17 protein-coding genes are annotated in these 16,167 nt (G+C 69.0%); 5 read left to right on the top strand and 12 right to left on the bottom strand.

Translation table 11 applies throughout. The annotated features are described in order from the left end of the window. Positions 1-219 precede the first annotated feature (219 nt). Together ACSEEN_RS13835 and ACSEEN_RS13840 are read right to left on the bottom strand one after the other, a co-directional pair. Positions 220-372: a hypothetical protein gene (locus tag ACSEEN_RS13835; RefSeq protein ID WP_440713478.1), complete on the bottom strand. Its 153-nt coding sequence runs from the start codon at positions 370-372 to the stop codon at positions 220-222. Positions 373-849: 477 nt separating this feature from the next. Then, on the bottom strand, positions 850-1,500 hold the full coding sequence (locus tag ACSEEN_RS13840; protein ID WP_247863815.1) for an NAD(P)-dependent oxidoreductase: 651 nt from the start codon (positions 1,498-1,500) through the stop codon (positions 850-852). Positions 1,501-1,633: 133 nt separating this feature from the next. Here ACSEEN_RS13840 and ACSEEN_RS13845 point away from each other — a divergent pair, with 133 nt between their 5' ends. Next, positions 1,634-2,008, top strand: coding sequence for a winged helix-turn-helix transcriptional regulator (locus tag ACSEEN_RS13845; protein ID WP_247863816.1), 375 nt, complete (start codon positions 1,634-1,636; stop codon positions 2,006-2,008). Between the two features lie 9 nt (positions 2,009-2,017). Here the strand turns inward: ACSEEN_RS13845 and ACSEEN_RS13850 are convergent, their stop codons facing one another. The 6 genes from ACSEEN_RS13850 to ACSEEN_RS13875 form a co-directional block, all read right to left on the bottom strand. Then, a complete protein-coding gene (locus tag ACSEEN_RS13850; RefSeq protein WP_247863817.1) occupies positions 2,018-2,479 on the bottom strand; it encodes a flavodoxin family protein in 462 nt (153 codons plus the stop codon). Further along, on the bottom strand, positions 2,479-3,036 hold the full coding sequence (locus ACSEEN_RS13855) for a TIGR03086 family metal-binding protein (protein WP_247863818.1): 558 nt from the start codon (positions 3,034-3,036) through the stop codon (positions 2,479-2,481). The genes ACSEEN_RS13850 and ACSEEN_RS13855 overlap by 1 nt, the downstream gene beginning before the upstream one ends. Beyond that, complete coding sequence (locus ACSEEN_RS13860) at positions 3,029-3,547, bottom strand: hypothetical protein (protein ID WP_298441443.1); 519 nt, start codon at positions 3,545-3,547, stop codon at positions 3,029-3,031. Before ACSEEN_RS13860 ends, ACSEEN_RS13855 begins: the two co-directional genes overlap by 8 nt. Positions 3,548-3,550: 3 nt before the next feature. After that, positions 3,551-4,294: a 4-hydroxy-tetrahydrodipicolinate reductase gene (gene dapB / locus ACSEEN_RS13865; RefSeq protein WP_298441455.1), complete on the bottom strand. Its 744-nt coding sequence runs from the start codon at positions 4,292-4,294 to the stop codon at positions 3,551-3,553. 71 nt (positions 4,295-4,365) lie between these two features. Next, positions 4,366-5,850 (bottom strand): amidase, encoded by a 1,485-nt coding sequence (locus ACSEEN_RS13870; protein WP_298441445.1) that lies wholly within the window; start codon positions 5,848-5,850, stop codon positions 4,366-4,368. Beyond that, positions 5,847-6,329 (bottom strand): MarR family winged helix-turn-helix transcriptional regulator, encoded by a 483-nt coding sequence (locus tag ACSEEN_RS13875; RefSeq protein ID WP_247863822.1) that lies wholly within the window; start codon positions 6,327-6,329, stop codon positions 5,847-5,849. The genes ACSEEN_RS13870 and ACSEEN_RS13875 overlap by 4 nt, the downstream gene beginning before the upstream one ends. Before the next feature lie 98 nt (positions 6,330-6,427). Here ACSEEN_RS13875 and ACSEEN_RS13880 point away from each other — a divergent pair, with 98 nt between their 5' ends. The 3 genes from ACSEEN_RS13880 to ACSEEN_RS13890 all read left to right on the top strand — a co-directional run bounded on the left by ACSEEN_RS13880 (position 6,428) and on the right by ACSEEN_RS13890 (position 10,814). Continuing rightward, positions 6,428-7,888: an MFS transporter gene (locus ACSEEN_RS13880; protein ID WP_440713479.1), complete on the top strand. Its 1,461-nt coding sequence runs from the start codon at positions 6,428-6,430 to the stop codon at positions 7,886-7,888. Positions 7,889-8,014: 126 nt separating this feature from the next. Next, positions 8,015-10,051, top strand: coding sequence for a neutral/alkaline non-lysosomal ceramidase N-terminal domain-containing protein (locus ACSEEN_RS13885; protein WP_298441450.1), 2,037 nt, complete (start codon positions 8,015-8,017; stop codon positions 10,049-10,051). Between the two features lie 316 nt (positions 10,052-10,367). Further along, on the top strand, positions 10,368-10,814 hold the full coding sequence (locus ACSEEN_RS13890) for a GNAT family N-acetyltransferase (protein ID WP_247868027.1): 447 nt from the start codon (positions 10,368-10,370) through the stop codon (positions 10,812-10,814). An 81-nt stretch (positions 10,815-10,895) separates the two neighbouring features. Here the strand turns inward: ACSEEN_RS13890 and ACSEEN_RS13895 are convergent, their stop codons facing one another. The 4 genes from ACSEEN_RS13895 to ACSEEN_RS13910 all read right to left on the bottom strand — a co-directional run bounded on the left by ACSEEN_RS13895 (position 10,896) and on the right by ACSEEN_RS13910 (position 15,348). Continuing rightward, positions 10,896-13,115, bottom strand: coding sequence for a polyribonucleotide nucleotidyltransferase (locus tag ACSEEN_RS13895; protein WP_247863824.1), 2,220 nt, complete (start codon positions 13,113-13,115; stop codon positions 10,896-10,898). Between the two features lie 381 nt (positions 13,116-13,496). Further along, entirely contained in the window at positions 13,497-13,799 is a 303-nt protein-coding gene (locus ACSEEN_RS13900) for a GlsB/YeaQ/YmgE family stress response membrane protein (protein ID WP_247863825.1), read from the bottom strand. Positions 13,800-13,937: 138 nt separating this feature from the next. After that, positions 13,938-14,207 (bottom strand): 30S ribosomal protein S15, encoded by a 270-nt coding sequence (rpsO, locus tag ACSEEN_RS13905; RefSeq protein ID WP_247863826.1) that lies wholly within the window; start codon positions 14,205-14,207, stop codon positions 13,938-13,940. Between the two features lie 175 nt (positions 14,208-14,382). Beyond that, positions 14,383-15,348 carry a bifunctional riboflavin kinase/FAD synthetase gene (locus ACSEEN_RS13910; RefSeq protein ID WP_247863827.1) on the bottom strand — a complete coding sequence of 322 codons (966 nt, stop codon included), beginning with the start codon at positions 15,346-15,348 and terminating at the stop codon, positions 14,383-14,385. Between the two features lie 59 nt (positions 15,349-15,407). On the opposite strand from ACSEEN_RS13910, the gene ACSEEN_RS13915 reads away from it, so the two are divergent. Next, complete coding sequence (locus ACSEEN_RS13915) at positions 15,408-16,091, top strand: metal-dependent transcriptional regulator (protein WP_440713480.1); 684 nt, start codon at positions 15,408-15,410, stop codon at positions 16,089-16,091. Positions 16,092-16,167: the final 76 nt, after the last annotated feature.

The following is a 16,167-nucleotide window of genomic DNA, read 5'->3' on the forward strand; positions in this document are numbered from 1 at the left end:
TTTGCAGCAGCTCGCGCATCAGATCCGGTGACGCGTCGGCGAGGGCTTGGCCAAGCAGGCCTGCAGGGTCGACAATATGAGGTGCGGTCATCGTGATGACTCCGTTCGAGGATTCTTTAGACGGTTGACTCGAAGGATCACACGGTGGCCGCTCTACGTCCGTCCCGACACGAAGTCGGAGACGATCTCGGCCACCGAGTTACACCACCTTATGGGGCACTACTCGTCGAGCACCCACTGGTCCGGCTCTTCACCACGCCGACGGGCGATCGTCACCAATGCTCGCGCCGCTGCCGACCGCGCCCGCGGGGTCCTGCCACGGAGCGTGTAGTCGGCGTTCATCCGCTGGCGCTCGCTCTCACTGAGATCCATCGCCGATTCCTCCCCGATTCTTCAGGTATATCTCGACGATACCGAACTCACTGGGTGTCTGCAGTGGCGACAAGACGAGAGCTTCGAGCGTTTCGATCCCTGTCGCCTCTGTCGCGTCGTCATCCGATAACGCCAGTTCAACGGCCCACTCCCACCGTCGCCACCACTCGACACGCGCTTGCTGCTCGTCGTGCCGCAGGCGATCGCGGCGCTGCTCAACACGGCCGGAGATGTTCCGATCGCTGCCGCTGCCACAGCGTGGCGAGCACACCGAACGTCGCCCCCAGGCCGACGATTAGCGTGACCCAGACCTGTGCCCCCATCGCCGGCTCCCCTCGTCGGAGACCAGCGTCTCCCGCGGCGTACCGGCGGCACCAGTCCCCCAGTCTCCGGCCTGTGGACGACGGCCGCCGTCCACAGGCCGGGCGGGTCACCCCTTGCGATGCGCGCCCTTCTCGGATACGCGGCTGCCGCGGCTCAGTAGGCCACCGTGAACCGGGAGCCGCGGTGCGCCGGCGTCTCGATCTCGCGCACGACCGCGTCCGCGAAGTCGGCGCCGGAGATGTTCGACTGACCGGCGTCGTCGACCAGCAGCACATCGCCGCCGATGCGATAGGTACCGGTGGCCTCGCCCTCGGCCCAGGGCCCGAAGCCGCCGGCCGGGCTCACGTAGAACCAGTCCACTCCCGAGTCGCTCGCGCGCAGATCGTCGAGTACGCCGGCCATCTCCTGCGCCTCCGGCTTGATCTCCGCCGGGAAGTCCGGGGTGTCGGCGACGCGCGGGCCGTCCGGCGCGACGAGCAGGGAGCCCGCGCCGCCGATGACCCCGAAGCGCACGCCTGCCGTCGCCGCCGCATCGGCGATCGTCTGTTCCAGCGCGCGCAGCACGCCGGGTCCTTCCAGTTCACCGCGCGGGGAGAGCGCCGAGACGACGACATCGGCCCCCTGCGTGGCCGCGGCGAGGACGGCCGGATCGGTCAGATCGCCGGTACGGTAGTCGACACCGGCGACCGGCGACGACGGCTGCGAGCGGCTGTACGAGGTCACCGAGTGTCCCCGGCTCGCGGCGGCCGCGACGAGGTGGCGGCCCGCGTAGCCGGTGCCGCCCAGAACGGTGATGTGCGCCATGAAGAGTTCTCCCTTTGTCGTTCCGGGTCGTGACCTGTTCACGACCCCTCTTGACTCACTGTAGGCGTGTTACTCTCCATTGGTAAGTAGGCACTTTTCGGTAACTTACACACCGACGACGAAGGGACCCGGCATGACCGGCGCACCGACGGCCCCGAACCCGTACGACCGCAACTGCCCGACGCGCGACATCCTCGACCGGATCGGCGACCGCTGGACCGTGCTGATCATCGGGACGCTCAGCGACGGCCCTCGCCGTTTCAGCCAGATCGCCCACCGCATCGACGGCATCTCCCAGAAGATGCTCACCCAGACGCTGCGCGGCCTGGAGCGCGACGGCCTCCTCACCCGCACCCAGTACCCGGAGATCCCGCCGCGCGTGGAATACGAACTCACCCCCCTGGGCCATTCGCTGCGCGCACCGCTGCACGAGCTCGAACTCTGGGCCAACACGCACATCGGCGAGATCCTCGACGCCCGCGAGCAGGCCGCGCGCACCGGATCCTGACGGCCCGAGTCAGTCCATCAGGCACGCCGCGACAGTCGCGCCGAGATTCCAGCAGGCCTCGACTTCGTCTTTCGTCGGCTTGGCGGAGACGACGACGTCGTCGGCCGACTTGACCCAGCCGAGTCCACCGGCGATCGAGTGGACGCTCCGCTGAGCTCCCTCGGTGCCCTGATTGCCGTGCATGAACAGTCCGTACGGACGCCCGCCGGTGGCGTCGAGGCACGGGTAGTAGATGACGTCGAACGCGTGCTTGAGCGCACCCGACATGTAGCCCAGGTTCGCCGGCGAACCGAGCAGATAGCCGTCGGCCTCCAGCACGTCGACCGGCGACAGCGTGAGAGCGGCGCGCCGGATCACGCGCACGCCCCGAATGTCCGGGTCGGTGGCCCCCGCGATCACCGCTTCCAGCATCTCCTGGCAGTGCGGCGACGGCGTGTGGTGCACGATCAGCAGTCGTCGAGGCTCGGACATCACGACCTCCCGGTGAAAGCGAGCAGCCGATCCGCGGGCGTCGCGGATCGGGGTGCCGTCGCGGCGGCGAACAGACCGAGTCCGCGCAGGCCGTCGATCACCGGCGCGGCCTCGGTCAGCAGATACTCGCAGAGCCGCTCCGGCGGCGCCCACGGAATCCCGAGACCCACGCACAGATCCTGCGCGTGCAGCGTCAGCTCCATGACGCGCATCGTCATCAGTTCCGTGCCGGACCGAGGCCCGGCGCGATGGTCCACCGGCAGGCCGAGATCGGCCGACGAGGCCGCGGCGCGCAGAGCGCGCTCGTATCGCCAGAACGCCGCGACCGGATCGTCGCCGATGTAGTCCCGGCCCCGGGTGACCGCGGTGTCGCCGGCGGAGGCGCCCTCGATCAGCATCCGGTACCGGTCGGCGCCGCCGATCACGTGGTCGATCAACTCGCGGTTGCTCCACTCGCCGCAGCCGCTCGGCGCCGAGAGGGTGCCGGCACCGGCACTCGACAGCGCTGCGGCCCAGAGGGCCTCGGCGTCGTCGAGTGTCCGGTCGGCATCATTCATGCTCGCGTGTCTCCGCGAGTCCTCCGGCCGCCTTCGCGGCCCGGTATCCCTCCGCGGCGCGCGACATCATCTCGCGGGCCCGTTTGCGGTCGCCGGCGTAGTCGTAGGCGCGAGCGATCCGGTAGGAGCTCATCCAGTCCGAGGGGTCGGCCTCCCATTCGATCTTGACCTGCGCGAACAGCTCGTCCGCGGCGTCCCGCTCGATCCGGCCGGACGGCCGGCGGGGCAGGTCGTCGACGTTCAGGTCGCGCCCGGCGTCGGCCACCGCCGCGGCCATCCGCTGGTGCTCGATCCCGGCCTGCAGTGTGCGCACGACGATCCAGACGCCGATCACCGGCAGGATGAAGACGCCGATGCCCAGGCCGATCCCCACCGCGCCACCGGTCTGGATGAGCCGCACCGCGGACCGGCTGAGCAGCACCAGGTAGACGCCGATCGCGAAGACCATGAATCCGATCATCAGGACGATCGGCCGGGCGTCCTTCTGCTTCGCCCTCCGCTGATCCGCCATCGGCTACAGGTCCATGAACCGGTCGAGGCCCACGGTCAGACCGGGATGAGTGTCGATCTCGCGGACGCCCAGGAGCACGCCGGGCACGAACGACGTGCGGTCGATGGAGTCGTGCCGGATGGTGAGCGTCTCCCCCTGGGTGCCGAGCAGCACCTCCTGGTGCGCGACGAGTCCGGCGAGTCGTACCGAGTGCACGCGCACCCCGTCGACGTCGGCCCCTCGGGCACCCTCGAGCCCGGTCGACGTGGCATCGGGCATCGGGGCGCTGCCGGCCTTGGCCCGGGCCTGCGCGACGAGCCTGGCCGTACGTCCCGCCGTCCCCGACGGCGCGTCGGCCTTGTACGGATGATGCAGTTCGACGATCTCCACCGAGTCGAAGTACGGCGCCGCCTTCTCCGCGAAATACATCGACAGGATCGCGCCGATCGCGAAGTTCGGGGCGATCAGCACACCGACGCCGTTGTCCGCATCGTCGATCCAGGCCTGCACCTGGGACAGTCGCTCATCGGTGAATCCGGTAGTGCCGACGACGGCGTGGATACCGTTGTCGATCAGGAACTTCAGGTTGTCCATCACCGCATCGGGGTGGGTGAAGTCGACCACCACCCGGGTGCCGGAGTCGACGAACGAACTCAGCGGATCGCCGGTGTCCACGCCGACGGTGAACTCGGTGTCCTCCGCGGCCTGCACCCCGGCGACGATCGCCTGCCCGACCTTGCCCCTGCTGCCCAGCACACCGACCCGGATCGCACCGCTGCTCATCGTCTCCACCTTCATCACTCGACGCCGCTCTCGGCACCGAGTCTAGGCGGTGGTGTTCAGGCGGGCTGGGCCGGGAACCGGTCGATCCAGGGTGCCGCCTCCTCCAGCTGAGCCGCGAATCGCAGAAGCGCACCGTCCGCGCCGAGAGGCCCGTTGAACTGCACGCCCAGCGGCAGGCCCGCGGGGGTCCAGTGGATCGGGACGGTGATGGCCGGGCGGCCGGTGAGGTTCGCCATCTGGGTGTAGGGCACCCAGCCGAGGTTGTCGTCGATCATCTGCTCGATCACACCGGTGGCGGTGAGCAGCCGGCCGCCGTGCAGCCGATGCGCCAGACGGGCGCCTGCCCGCAACGGCGCCGGAGTGTCGAGGGAGCCGACCTTGATCGGCTCCTCGGCGAGCGTCGGCGTCATGAACAGGTCGTAGCTCTCGTAGAACGTCGTCATCGCCCGCGTGTACCCGGTGATCTCGCCGAGCGCCCGCAGCAGCCCGACCGCGCCGTTCGCCCGGCCCAGTTCGACCATCGCGAGGGTGTCGGCCTCGAAGTCGCCGTCACCGGCACCGGTGCGCTCCTTGATCTCGGCCACCTGACCGGCGAGTTGCGCGAACCAGATCGTCAGGAAGGTCCCGGCCAGCGCCTTGTCGTCGTACGGCGGCGGCACCTCCTCGACATGATGACCGAGGTCGGTGAGCAGCTGCGCGGTCTCCTCCATCGCCCGCCGCGCCGACGGTGTCGGCTCGCCGCGAATGGCCGAGTGCGCGGAATACCCGATGCGGCGCGGGCCCGGCCGCTCCGCCAGCCGGGCGGCGAAGGGCTCCGGCGGGAACTGGGCGAGATAGTCCGCGGCCGGATCGGCGCCGACGATGGTGTCGAGCAGGCGGGCGGTGTCGCGCACGGTCCGCGAGACGACACCCTCCACGGCCATTCCGAACATCGGCTCACCGGTCTGCGGCCCGTAAGGCACCAGACCGCGGCTCGGCTTGAGTCCCACCAGGCCGGTGGTGGCGGCCGGAATACGGATCGATCCCCCGCCGTCGTTGGCGCCCGCGGCCGGAACCACTCCCGCGGCCACCGCGGCGGCCGAACCGCCCGACGAGCCGCCGGGCGTCCTCGTGGTGTCCCAGGGGTTGCGCGCCGGCCCCCACAGCTGCGACTCGGTGATCCCCTTGGAACCGAGTTCGGGGGTGTTGGTCTTGCCGAAGATCACCAGCCCCGCATCCAGGAAGCGGTCGGTGACCAGCGCGTTCTCCGTCGCGATGTCGTTGCGCAGAGCCTTGCAGCCGCCGGTGGTCGGGTAGCCGCGGTACTCCTGCGACAGGTCTTTGATCAGGAACGGCACCCCGGCGAACGGTCCGGTGAGGTCGCCGGCCACCTGGACGTCGGCGTTCTCGGCGGTCTCGATCACCACGGCGTTGAGAGCGGGATTCACCGCGGCGAGTCGCTGCCGGGCGAGGTCGAGGAGTTCGGCGGGCGTCACCTCGCCGGTGGCGACCAGTTCAGCGAGTCCGGTGGCGTCGTAAGACAGGTATTCGTCGAGGTTCATCCCTCTAGTTCACCACCGATCCGGCGCCCATAGGCGTCGACGAAGCGTTCGGTCAGTTCGAGCAGGCGCGTCGAGTCGTCCTCCCCCATGTCGGCGAGCGTCTCGCCGATCGACGCGAGGACCCGGCGGGCGCCCTCGCCGAAGGCGCGATAGCCGTCCGCGGTGAGGAACACCCGGTACGCGCTGGACGCCGCGATGCGCTCCTTCCCCAGGAGACCCGCCGCGACCGCCGCATTGACCTGGCGGTTCACCGTCGACCGCTCCAGACCGAGCGCCGAGGTCACCTCGGCGAGCGTCTGCGGGCCGGATTCCACCAGGAGCCACAGCAGGCGCATGTCCGCGGCACCGAGCCCGCCGTCGCGGGGCCGATGACGCCGGAAGCCCTCGAGGCGCGTGAGTGCCTTCGCCATCCGGAGGCTCGGCTCGTCGCCGAGGCCGCGATAGTCGTATTCGCCGGAAATCTGCGTGCTCTCGCTCACGTCGCCCTCTCGGAGATGGGGACCGTTCGGTCCGGTGTGTAATCTACACAATCGTCGCTGTGTAGTTTGCACACCTCTTCATGCAAAGGATTTCTCACATGAACATCCCCGACCCAGACGTGCGGCCACGAGCCGGCACGCCGGTGAACCCCATCGTCATCGTGATCACGCTCGGTGTGTCCAGCCTGTTCGTCTCGCTGATGCAGTCGCTGGTGCTCCCCATCCAGCTCGAGCTCCCCGGCCTCCTGAACACCAGCCCGGCCAACGCCTCCTGGGTGCTGACGGCGACATTGCTCGGCGGCGCCGTGGCGATGCCGGTGGCCGGCCGCCTCGCCGACATCTTCGGCAAGAAGCCGGTCCTGGTCGCGCTGAGCGTCGTACTGCTGGTCGGCTCCCTGATCTGTGCGCTCTCGGACACGCTCGCCCCGATGCTCGTCGGGCGGGTCCTGCAGGGGATGGCGATGGGCTACATCCCGGTCGCGATCAGCTTCGTTCGCGAGGTGACCCCGCTCCACCTGGTGAACACCGCGGTCGCGTCGATCAGCGCCATGCTCGGCGTCGGCGGCGCACTCGGCCTTCCGCTGGCCGCCTGGCTGGCCGATGGCCGCGACTGGCACATCCTGTTCTGGGTCTCGCTGGGCTTCGCCGCGGTGATGGTCGTCCTGTCGCTGCTCTTTCTGCCACACGTGCACGACGCGCAGGACGCGCATCTCGACTGGCTCGGCGCCATCGGCCTCGCCATCGGTCTCGTCGCCTTCCTGGTCGGCATCTCCAAGGGGCAGGACTGGGGCTGGACGTCGGCGACCACGCTCGGCGCGATCTTCGGAGGTCTGGCGGTGCTGGCGCTCTGGGGCGTGTTCGAGACGCGCCTCGACGATCCGCTGGTCGATCTGCGGACCATGGCGCGCCGGCCGGTCCTGATGACCAACCTCGCCGCCGTTCTCATCGGGTTCGGCATGATGGCGCAGGCCATCGTCGTGCCGCAACTCCTCGAAATGCCCGAGGCCACCGGATACGGTCTCGGCCGGAGCATTCTGCAGGCGGGCCTCTGGATGGCACCGAGCGGCCTGATGATGCTGCTGTTCGCTCCCGTGTCGAGCAAGTTGCTGTCGACCATCGGCGGACGTCTCACGCTCACCCTGAGCGGACTGGTCCTCGCCGTCGGCTACGTACTCGCGATCTTCCTCACCGGCGCCCCATGGCAGTTGCTGATCGCCACCTGCGTCGGCTTCGCCGGCGTGGGCATCGGCTACGCCGCCATGCCGACCCTGATCCTGGAGAACGTGCCGCCGGCCGAAGCCGGAGCGAGCGTCGGCGTCAACGGTCTGGCCCGGTCCATCGGCACCACCGTCTCCGGTGCGGTGATGGCCGTCGTGATGACCAGCCGGACCATGGATCTCGGCGGCCACGAGGTGCCGACCCTCGGCAGCTTCCAGCTGTGCTTCATCGTCGGTGCGGTGGCGGCAGCGATCGGCGCCGTCCTGGCGGCCTTCGTCTATCCGCTGCGCGGCCGCCGACTCGCTCCCCAGGAACTCCAGGACGCCGTCACCGCCGCCTGACCGCCGCCGTCCGCGCTTCCTCGACGAGACCCGGGTCACCCGAATGGGTGACCCGGGTCTCGTCTTATCGCTACTCGTGAGTTAACGTACAGCGAATTGCCACACGTTCTAGCTCGGGGAGCAACCATGGCCGACATCTCACGCCGAAACCTGCTGCAGGCCGCCGCCGTCACCGCCGCGGGGGTGGGCGCCCTCGGCATCGCCGGGGCCTCGTCGCCCGCCACCGCGGCCCCGGGCGGGAGCGGCTATCTGGTCGGCGCCGGCAAGGGCGACATGACCGGGGCCATCGCCGGCCAGGGCATGATGGGCTACTCCGACATGGAACAGGTCGCGGAAGGTCTGTTGCAGCGGACCTGGGCGCGCGCGTACGTGATCGCCGACGCGGCGACCGGCAAGCGGGTCCTGTTCATCACCGCCGACATCGCGTGCATCTTCACCTCGCACCACAATCTGCTGCTCGCCGAACTGCGCAAGCGCTACGGCCATCTGTACGACGAGCACAACGTCAACCTGAACGCGACGCACAACCACAACTCGTGCGGCGGCACGTCGTGGGACTACGCGTACACGCTGGCCGCGAAGGGACACCGGCACAATTCGCTGGTCGCCGAGATGGCGGGGCTGCTCGACGCCGTCGATCAGGCGCACCGCAGCCTGGGCCCGGGCACCGTCGAACTGGGCTTCGCCGAACTCCACAACGCGAGCGCCAACCGCTCGATGCCGGCGTTCGCGATGAATCCCGAACCCGACCGCAAGCACTTCCCGCAGCACATCGATCCGCAGGTGACGGCCATCCGGCTGCGGCGCGGCGGGCAGACGATCGGCGAGATCGTCTGGTTCGCCACGCACGGCACGTCGCTCACCGACGCCAACTTCCTGATCGGCCCGGACAACAAGGGCTACGCGGCGTATCTGGCCGAACAACGCGATCCGCACGTGGTCACCGCGCACGCGCAGACCAACGCCGGTGACATGACGCCGAACCTGTGGCTGCGCAAGATGCACCCGGGCGGGCCGACAGCGAACCACCGGACCAACCGCATCCTGATCGGGCAGCGCCAGGACCGCGCCGGCCAGAACGCACTCGCCGGTGCACGGCCGTTGCGCGGCGGCATCGACTGCGCCACCAAGTATCTCAACCTGGCCGACATGCACATCGACGGCCACTACACACCCAATGGGAAGGCCGCGCGCACCACCCCGGCGATGATGGGAATGGCCGCCGCGGCGACCAGCATGGAGGACAACACTCGCAGCCAGCTCTCGATCCTGCACGAGGGGATGCGGAACGAGCTGACCGTCGCTCTCGGCGCCACCGCCGTCCCCACCCCCGAGCCGTGGATGGTCTACGCGCAGGCGCCCAAGGCCGAGCTGTTCCCGCTCGGCATGCTGCCCCCGCGCCCCTGGATCGAGCAGACCCTCCCGATCCAGCTGATCCGGATCGGCGATCTGGTGCTGGCCGCCATGCCGACGGAGAGCACCATCGTCGCCGGTCTCCGGGTGCGGCGGATCGTCGCCGACGCGCTGAAGGTGCCGCTGGAAAACGTTCTGCTGCAAGGCTATTCGAACGGATACAGCCAGTACACGACGACGCCCGAGGAGTACGCCTCGCAGCAGTACGAGGGCGGCGAGACGATGTTCGGGCGCTGGACGCTGTGCGCGTACATGCAGGAGTTCGACAAGATGGCCCGCGCCATGGCCCGTGGCACCCGGCTGCGCGGCGAGGCGCGCCCGGCCGACCGCGCCGGACTGCAGCCCGATCTGCTCGGCACCCAGCCGGCCGACACCCCGCTGCCCGGCACGCGCTTCGGGCAGACCGTGTCGAAGGTCCCCCGAGCGGCGAAGGCCGGATCGACCGTCACCGTCGCCTTCTGCGGCGCCTACCCCACCAACAAGATCCGCCGCGGCCCGAACACGGTCGGCTACTACGCCGTCGAGAAGCAGACCCCCACCGGCTGGCAGGTCGCGTACGACGACGACCACGAGTCCACCGAACTCGCGTGGGAGCGCGTCGGCGCCTCGGCGTCGAAGGCGACCGTCACCTGGCGTATCCCGCAGAACGCGCGCGGCCGCTACCGGGTGCGCTACTACGGCGATGCGAAGTCGCCGACCGGCGCGCTCACCGGGTTCAGCGGCAACTCGGGCCCGATCGACGTCGCCTGACCTGTCCCGGCCGCCCGCAGACGATCGGTGCGAGTCCGCTCGCCTGCCGCAGGTGCGCGGCGGAACTATGAAGCGCGACCAGATCGACGTGAATGACGCCGACAACAGAGCGACCCGGTTCCTCGACAAGTCGTCCGGGCTCAAACCGCGGCGCGCAAGCGGCTGGATGTCCATACCGATGGGCACCGGCGCTTGGCCTGACACCAGCCCACCGTCGTCCCCGGGCCAAGACTGCTGTCCGACGGCTACTGAGCAGCCACCAGACAGCAGTGGTCGACGACGCCAGCGCCCTAACGTAGGTGGTGTGACGACACGTATGGCCACCGTCGGCGACGCCGCGCTCCTCGCCCGGCTCCAGGACGCGTTCGACACCGAGTTCGGCGCGGAGCCGGCTGACATCGATGTTCTCGCCCGCCGGTACGCGCTGCTGCTCGCGGATGAGGACGGATTCGCGGTCCTCGCGGAATCCGCAGGCGCGGCCACGGGTTTCGGAACCGTGACCCTGCGCCCGACCATCTACTACGACGGGCCGCTGGCGGTCCTCGACGAGTTGTACGTGGCTCCCGCCCTCCGGGACCGGGGTATCGGCTCGGAACTGCTCAACGCGGTGATCGACGAGGTACGACGGCGCCGAGGCGGTGGTCTGCACATCAACGTCGACGAGATCGACCACGACACGCGCCGCTTCTACGAACGGCACGGGTTCGTCAACATCGAGCCCGGCAACGACTATCGCATGCTCCTCTACCTGCGTGATCTCTGACGGCGTATACCGGCAGAGACGGAGACGACGGCGGCCCGCCACCCGAAACGGGTGACGGGCCGCCGTGCCGTCTGCTGATGCCTACTCGGCGGCGGCGGTCTCCGCCTGCACCGGGACGAGGCTGATCTTGCCGCGCTCGTCGATGTCGGCGATCTCCACCTGGAGCTTGTCGCCCACCTTCACCACGTCCTCGACCTTGCCGATCCGCTTGCCGTTGCCCAGCTTGCTGATGTGGACCAGGCCGTCGCGGCCCGGGAGCAGCGAGACGAAGGCGCCGAAGGCGGCGGTCTTGACGACCGTGCCCAGGAAGCGCTCGCCCACCTTGGGCAGCTGCGGGTTGGCGATGGCGTTGACCTTGTCGATCGCGGCCTGCGCGGCCTCGCCGTTGGCGGCGCCGATGAACACGGTGCCGTCGTCCTCGATCGAGATGTTGGCGCCGGTCTCCTCGGTGATGCCGTTGATCGTCTTGCCCTTGGGGCCGATCAGCTCGCCGATCTTGTCCATCGGAATCTTGATGGTGGTGATCCGCGGCGCGTACGGGCTCATCTCGTCCGGCTCATCGATCGCCTCGGCGAGCACGTCGAGGATGGTCAGGCGGGCCTGCTTGGCCTGGCTGAGCGCACCGGCGAGCACCTGCGAGGGGATGCCGTCGAGCTTGGTGTCGAGCTGCAGGGCCGTCACGAAGTCCTTGGTGCCGGCGACCTTGAAGTCCATGTCACCGAAGGCATCCTCGGCGCCGAGGATGTCGGTCAGCGCGACGTAGCGGGTCTCGCTCTTGCCGTCGATGGTGACCTCGTCGGACACCAGACCCATCGCGATACCGGCGACCGGGGCCTTCAGCGGCACACCGGCGTTCAGCATCGACAGGGTCGATGCGCAGACCGAGCCCATCGAGGTGGAGCCGTTGGAGCCCAGCGCCTCGGAGACCTGACGGATCGCGTACGGGAACTCCTCGACGCTCGGCAGCACCGGCACCAGGGCCCGCTCGGCGAGGGCGCCGTGGCCGATCTCGCGGCGCTTCGGCGAGCCGACGCGGCCGGTCTCACCGGTCGAGTACGGCGGGAAGTTGTAGTGGTGCATGTAGCGCTTGGAGGTCTCCGGGCCGAGCGAATCGATCTGCTGGGCCATCTTGACCATGTCGAGAGTGGTGATGCCCAGGATCTGGGTCTCACCGCGCTCGAACAGCGCCGAGCCGTGGGCACGCGGCACGATGCTCACCTCGGCCGACAGCTCACGGATGTCGGTGATGCCGCGGCCGTCGATGCGGAAGTGGTCGGTCAGGATGCGCTGGCGGACCAGCTTCTTGGTCAGCGAGCGGAAGGCCGCGCCGATCTCGCTCTCCCGGCCGGCGAAACGCTCGCCCAGCTCGGCGAGCACGTCCGCCTTGAGAGCGTCGGTGGCCTCGTCGCGCTCCTGCTTCCCGGCGATGGCCAGCACCTGCGCCAGCCGGTCGGAGGCGAACTCCGAGACCGCGGCGAACGCGTCGTCCTGGTAGGCCGGGAACAGCGGGAAGTCGCGGGTCTCCTTGGCGGAGGCCGCGGCCAGCTGCTTCTGCGCCTCGCACAGCTGCGCGATGAACGGCTTGGCGGCCTCCAGGCCCTCGGCGACGACGGCCTCGCTCGGCGCGGTGGCACCGCCCTCGATCAGCGCGAGCACGTTCTCGGTGGCCTCGGCCTCGACCATCATGATCGCGACGTCACCCGCGTCGGTGACGCGGCCGGCGACGACCATGTCGAAGACGGCGCCCTCGAGCTGCTCGACGGTCGGGAACGCCACCCACTGGGTGCCGATCAGCGCGACGCGCACGCCGCCGACCGGGCCGGAGAACGGCAGACCGGCGATCTGGGTCGACGCGGACGCGGCGTTGATGGCCACGACGTCGTACAGGTCCTTCGGGTCGAGCGACAGGATGGTCTCGACCACCTGGATCTCGTTGCGCAGGCCGTCGACGAACGACGGGCGCAGCGGCCGGTCGATCAGGCGGCAGGTGAGGATCGCGTCGGTGGACGGGCGGCCCTCGCGGCGGAAGAACGAGCCGGGGATCCGGCCCGCGGCATACATCCGCTCCTCGACGTCGACGGTGAGCGGGAAGAAGTCGAAGTGGTCCTTCGGGTTCTTCGAGGCGGTGGTGGTGGAGAGGATCATGGTGCCCTCGTCCAGGTAGGCGACGACCGAGCCCGCGGCCTGCAGAGCCAGCCGGCCGGTCTCGAAGCGGAGGGTCCGCTTCCCGAACTCGCCGTTGTCGATCACGCAGGAGACCTCGGTGATGGTCTCGTCGAATTCTTCGATGACATCAGTCATGGATGTGTTGTCAATCCCTTCGTGGCGCGGACCGGCCGGAGCCGTCCGCGGGTATGCAGCAGCAGGCGCCACGCGGATGCGGGCACCGGGAACACTGACTGCGGTGAGGCATGGCCGTACGCGCACCGCACCGTCGGGCTCACGCCCTCCGCGGTGGAGACGGCCTTCGATCGAAGCTGCCGGAATTCTCTGATGATTCCGGCAGCCACTACCGAGGACCGGTCTGACTACACGACAGCCGCACTGCACGCAATGCAGCATTCGGCGACCATTCTAGCCGCGTCGGTGCCATTTCGCGATCGGCGCGCCCAGAAACTCCGCCACACGGCCACCCGACGACGGCCGCCCCACCGTTGCGCGGGACGGCCGTGGCGCCGATCGTCACGAACTCTTCTTGGTGACCAGCCCCACGATCAGCAAGAGGATGACCGCTCCGAGTATCGCCGTGAACAGGGTGAACCACCAGCCGCCGCCGGCGACGTCGACACCGACCAGACTGAGAAGAAAGCCGCCGATCAAGGCTCCGACGATGCCGATGACGATGTTCATCAGGATCCCGGCACCGCTGCCTTCGACGATCTTGCCCGCGATCCAGCCGGCGATCGCTCCGATGATGATGTAGCCGATCCAGCCGACCGAGGTGGTCCACTCGGCGGCGAGGACCTGGGTTGCCGCGATGATCATGACACTCCCTCCGCTGTGCTCTCGTGTCTCGAGAGTCACCTCTCCACCGTGTCACACGAACAGCACGTCCGAAACCGGACGAAGAAGGCCGCCCCACCGTCATGGTGGAGCGGCCTTGCGACTCGGTCGTGACTGCGCTCAGCGGCGCAGGCCGAGACGCTCGATCAGCGAGCGGTAACGGTTGATGTCGACGCTCTGCAGGTACTTCAGCAGGCGGCGGCGACGGCCGACCAGCAGCAGCAGGCCGCGACGGCTGTGGTGATCGTGCTTGTGGAACTTGAGGTGCTCGGTCAGATCCTGGATGCGCTTGGTCAGCAGCGCGATCTGGGCCTCCGGCGAACCGGTGTCACCCTCGTGCACGCCGTACTCGTCGAGAATGACCTTCTTCTGCTCAGCGGTCAACGCCATGGAAGAACTCCTTGTTTTTCAGTGCCGTGCTCATCGTGTTCCCCGGACCCGGGGACTCCGTACCCACGGAGGGTGCGCCGCCACGGACCGCAGCAAGCACCAGCGCTCTAGGCTACCGGACCCGGCGCGGCCGAGCGAATCGGGCCGCGGCGAATCGGGCCGCGGCAGCTCTCGCTCACTCCTCGTCGCCGAGGATCACCCGGGTGCGGTCGACGTCGTCGGAGATCGCGGCGATCAGCGAATCCAGGCTGTCGTAGCTCTCCATACCGCGGATCCGGCTGACGAAGTCGACGGCGACGTGCTGGCCGTAGAGGTCGGCGTCGACGTCGAGCACGTAGGCCTCGATGGTGCGCTCGCGCCCGGCGAAGGTGGGGTTGGTACCGACCGAGACCGCGGCCGGGTAACGCCGGCCGATCACCATGCCCTCGGGTTCGCGTCCGCTGCGCGCGATGGTGAACCACGCCGCGTACACGCCGTCGCCGGGGACCGCGGCATGCGTCGTGGCCGAGACGTTGGCGGTCGGGAAACCGAGGTCGCGGCCGCGCTTCTCGCCGTGCACCACGACCCCCTCGACGCGATGCGGCCGCCCCAGGGCATCGGTCGCCAGTTCCACGTCCCCGGCCGCCACACACGATCGGATGTAGGTGGAGGAGAAGGTGACGGCGTGCTCGCCGAACAGCGACACCGCGGTCACCTCGAAGCCGAAACGCGCGCCGAGTTCCCGCAGGCGTTCGACGGTCCCGGCGGCCTTGTGCCCGAAGGTGAAGTTGTCGCCGACGACCACCTCGGCGGCGTGCAGCTGCTCCACCAGGACCTCGTGCACGAACTCCTCGGGCGACTGCGCCGCGAGCGTCGGGGTGAACGGAAGGACGCAGAAGACGTCGATGCCCATCTCCTGGGCGATCTCGGCGCGCCGGTCCAGCGTCGACAGCTGCGGCGGATGCGTTCCGGGGCGCACCACCTCGGACGGATGCGGATCGAAGGTCATCAGCACCGAGGGGATGCCCCGCTCGGCGGCGGCGCGAGTAGCCGCCGCCACCAGCTGGGCATGGCCCCGATGCACACCGTCGAAGACCCCGATGGTGACCACGCAGCGCCCCCAGCCCGGAGGCACGTTCTCCAACCCTCGCCAACGCAACACCTCATCAGGGTACGACCCGCCGCCCGGGCGTCTCTCCGGTGTCCCAGTAAGCTTCACCTATGCCCCACTCACGACCGGTCGGTGACCTCACGTCGGTGACCCAGGACTACCTGAAGGTGATCTGGACGTCCCAGGAGTGGAACGAGGTCAAGGTCACCACCAAGCTGCTGGCCGAGAAGCTCGGCGTCTCCCCGTCCACCGCCTCGGAAGGCATCCGCAAGCTGGCCGACCAGGGACTGGTGGAACACGAGCGTTACGGATCGGTCTCGCTGACCGACGACGGCCGCGCCGCCGCGATCGGCATGGTGCGCCGCCACCGGCTCCTGGAGACCTTCCTGGTCCGCGAACTCGGCTACGGCTGGGACGAGGTGCACGACGAGGCGGAGATCCTGGAACACGCGGTCTCCGACCGGCTGATGGCGCGGATCGACGCGAAACTCGGCTTTCCGCAGCGGGATCCGCACGGCGACCCGATCCCGCAGCCGGACGGGCGGGTCCCGAACGCCGGGTCACGCGGTCTCGACAGCCTGGACGTCGGGCAGTCCGCGGTGATCACCCGGATCTCCGACACCGACCCCGCCATGCTGCGGTATTTCGAGGAGATCGGCGTCGATCTCGACCGCCGAGTGACGGTGACCGAGAAACGGCCCTTCGCCGGGACCATCACCATCTGCGTCGACGATTCGGCGCCCATTCACCTCGGGGACGTCGCCGCGCGGGCGATCTTTCTCGACATCCCGTGACAGCTTTCGCGCATCCCGTGCCATCTTTTCCGGCTTCCTGGGCCGACGCTCGCTGAGCGGCGATACGCGTCACAGC

Source organism: Gordonia marina, assembly GCF_052036135.1.
GTDB lineage: Bacteria > Actinomycetota > Actinomycetes > Mycobacteriales > Mycobacteriaceae > Gordonia.

Coding starts and splice junctions, on each gene's coding strand:
- ACSEEN_RS13835 (WP_440713478.1), bottom strand. CDS start 372: ATGGATCTCAGTGAGAGCGAGCGCCAGCGGATGAACGCCGACTACACG.
- ACSEEN_RS13840 (WP_247863815.1), bottom strand. CDS start 1,500: ATGGCGCACATCACCGTTCTGGGCGGCACCGGCTACGCGGGCCGCCAC.
- ACSEEN_RS13845 (WP_247863816.1), top strand. CDS start 1,634: ATGACCGGCGCACCGACGGCCCCGAACCCGTACGACCGCAACTGCCCG.
- ACSEEN_RS13850 (WP_247863817.1), bottom strand. CDS start 2,479: ATGTCCGAGCCTCGACGACTGCTGATCGTGCACCACACGCCGTCGCCG.
- ACSEEN_RS13855 (WP_247863818.1), bottom strand. CDS start 3,036: ATGAATGATGCCGACCGGACACTCGACGACGCCGAGGCCCTCTGGGCC.
- ACSEEN_RS13860 (WP_298441443.1), bottom strand. CDS start 3,547: ATGGCGGATCAGCGGAGGGCGAAGCAGAAGGACGCCCGGCCGATCGTC.
- ACSEEN_RS13870 (WP_298441445.1), bottom strand. CDS start 5,850: ATGAACCTCGACGAATACCTGTCTTACGACGCCACCGGACTCGCTGAA.
- ACSEEN_RS13880 (WP_440713479.1), top strand. CDS start 6,428: ATGAACATCCCCGACCCAGACGTGCGGCCACGAGCCGGCACGCCGGTG.
- ACSEEN_RS13885 (WP_298441450.1), top strand. CDS start 8,015: ATGGCCGACATCTCACGCCGAAACCTGCTGCAGGCCGCCGCCGTCACC.
- ACSEEN_RS13890 (WP_247868027.1), top strand. CDS start 10,368: ATGGCCACCGTCGGCGACGCCGCGCTCCTCGCCCGGCTCCAGGACGCG.
- ACSEEN_RS13895 (WP_247863824.1), bottom strand. CDS start 13,115: ATGACTGATGTCATCGAAGAATTCGACGAGACCATCACCGAGGTCTCC.
- ACSEEN_RS13900 (WP_247863825.1), bottom strand. CDS start 13,799: ATGATCATCGCGGCAACCCAGGTCCTCGCCGCCGAGTGGACCACCTCG.
- rpsO (WP_247863826.1), bottom strand. CDS start 14,207: ATGGCGTTGACCGCTGAGCAGAAGAAGGTCATTCTCGACGAGTACGGC.
- ACSEEN_RS13915 (WP_440713480.1), top strand. CDS start 15,408: ATGCCCCACTCACGACCGGTCGGTGACCTCACGTCGGTGACCCAGGAC.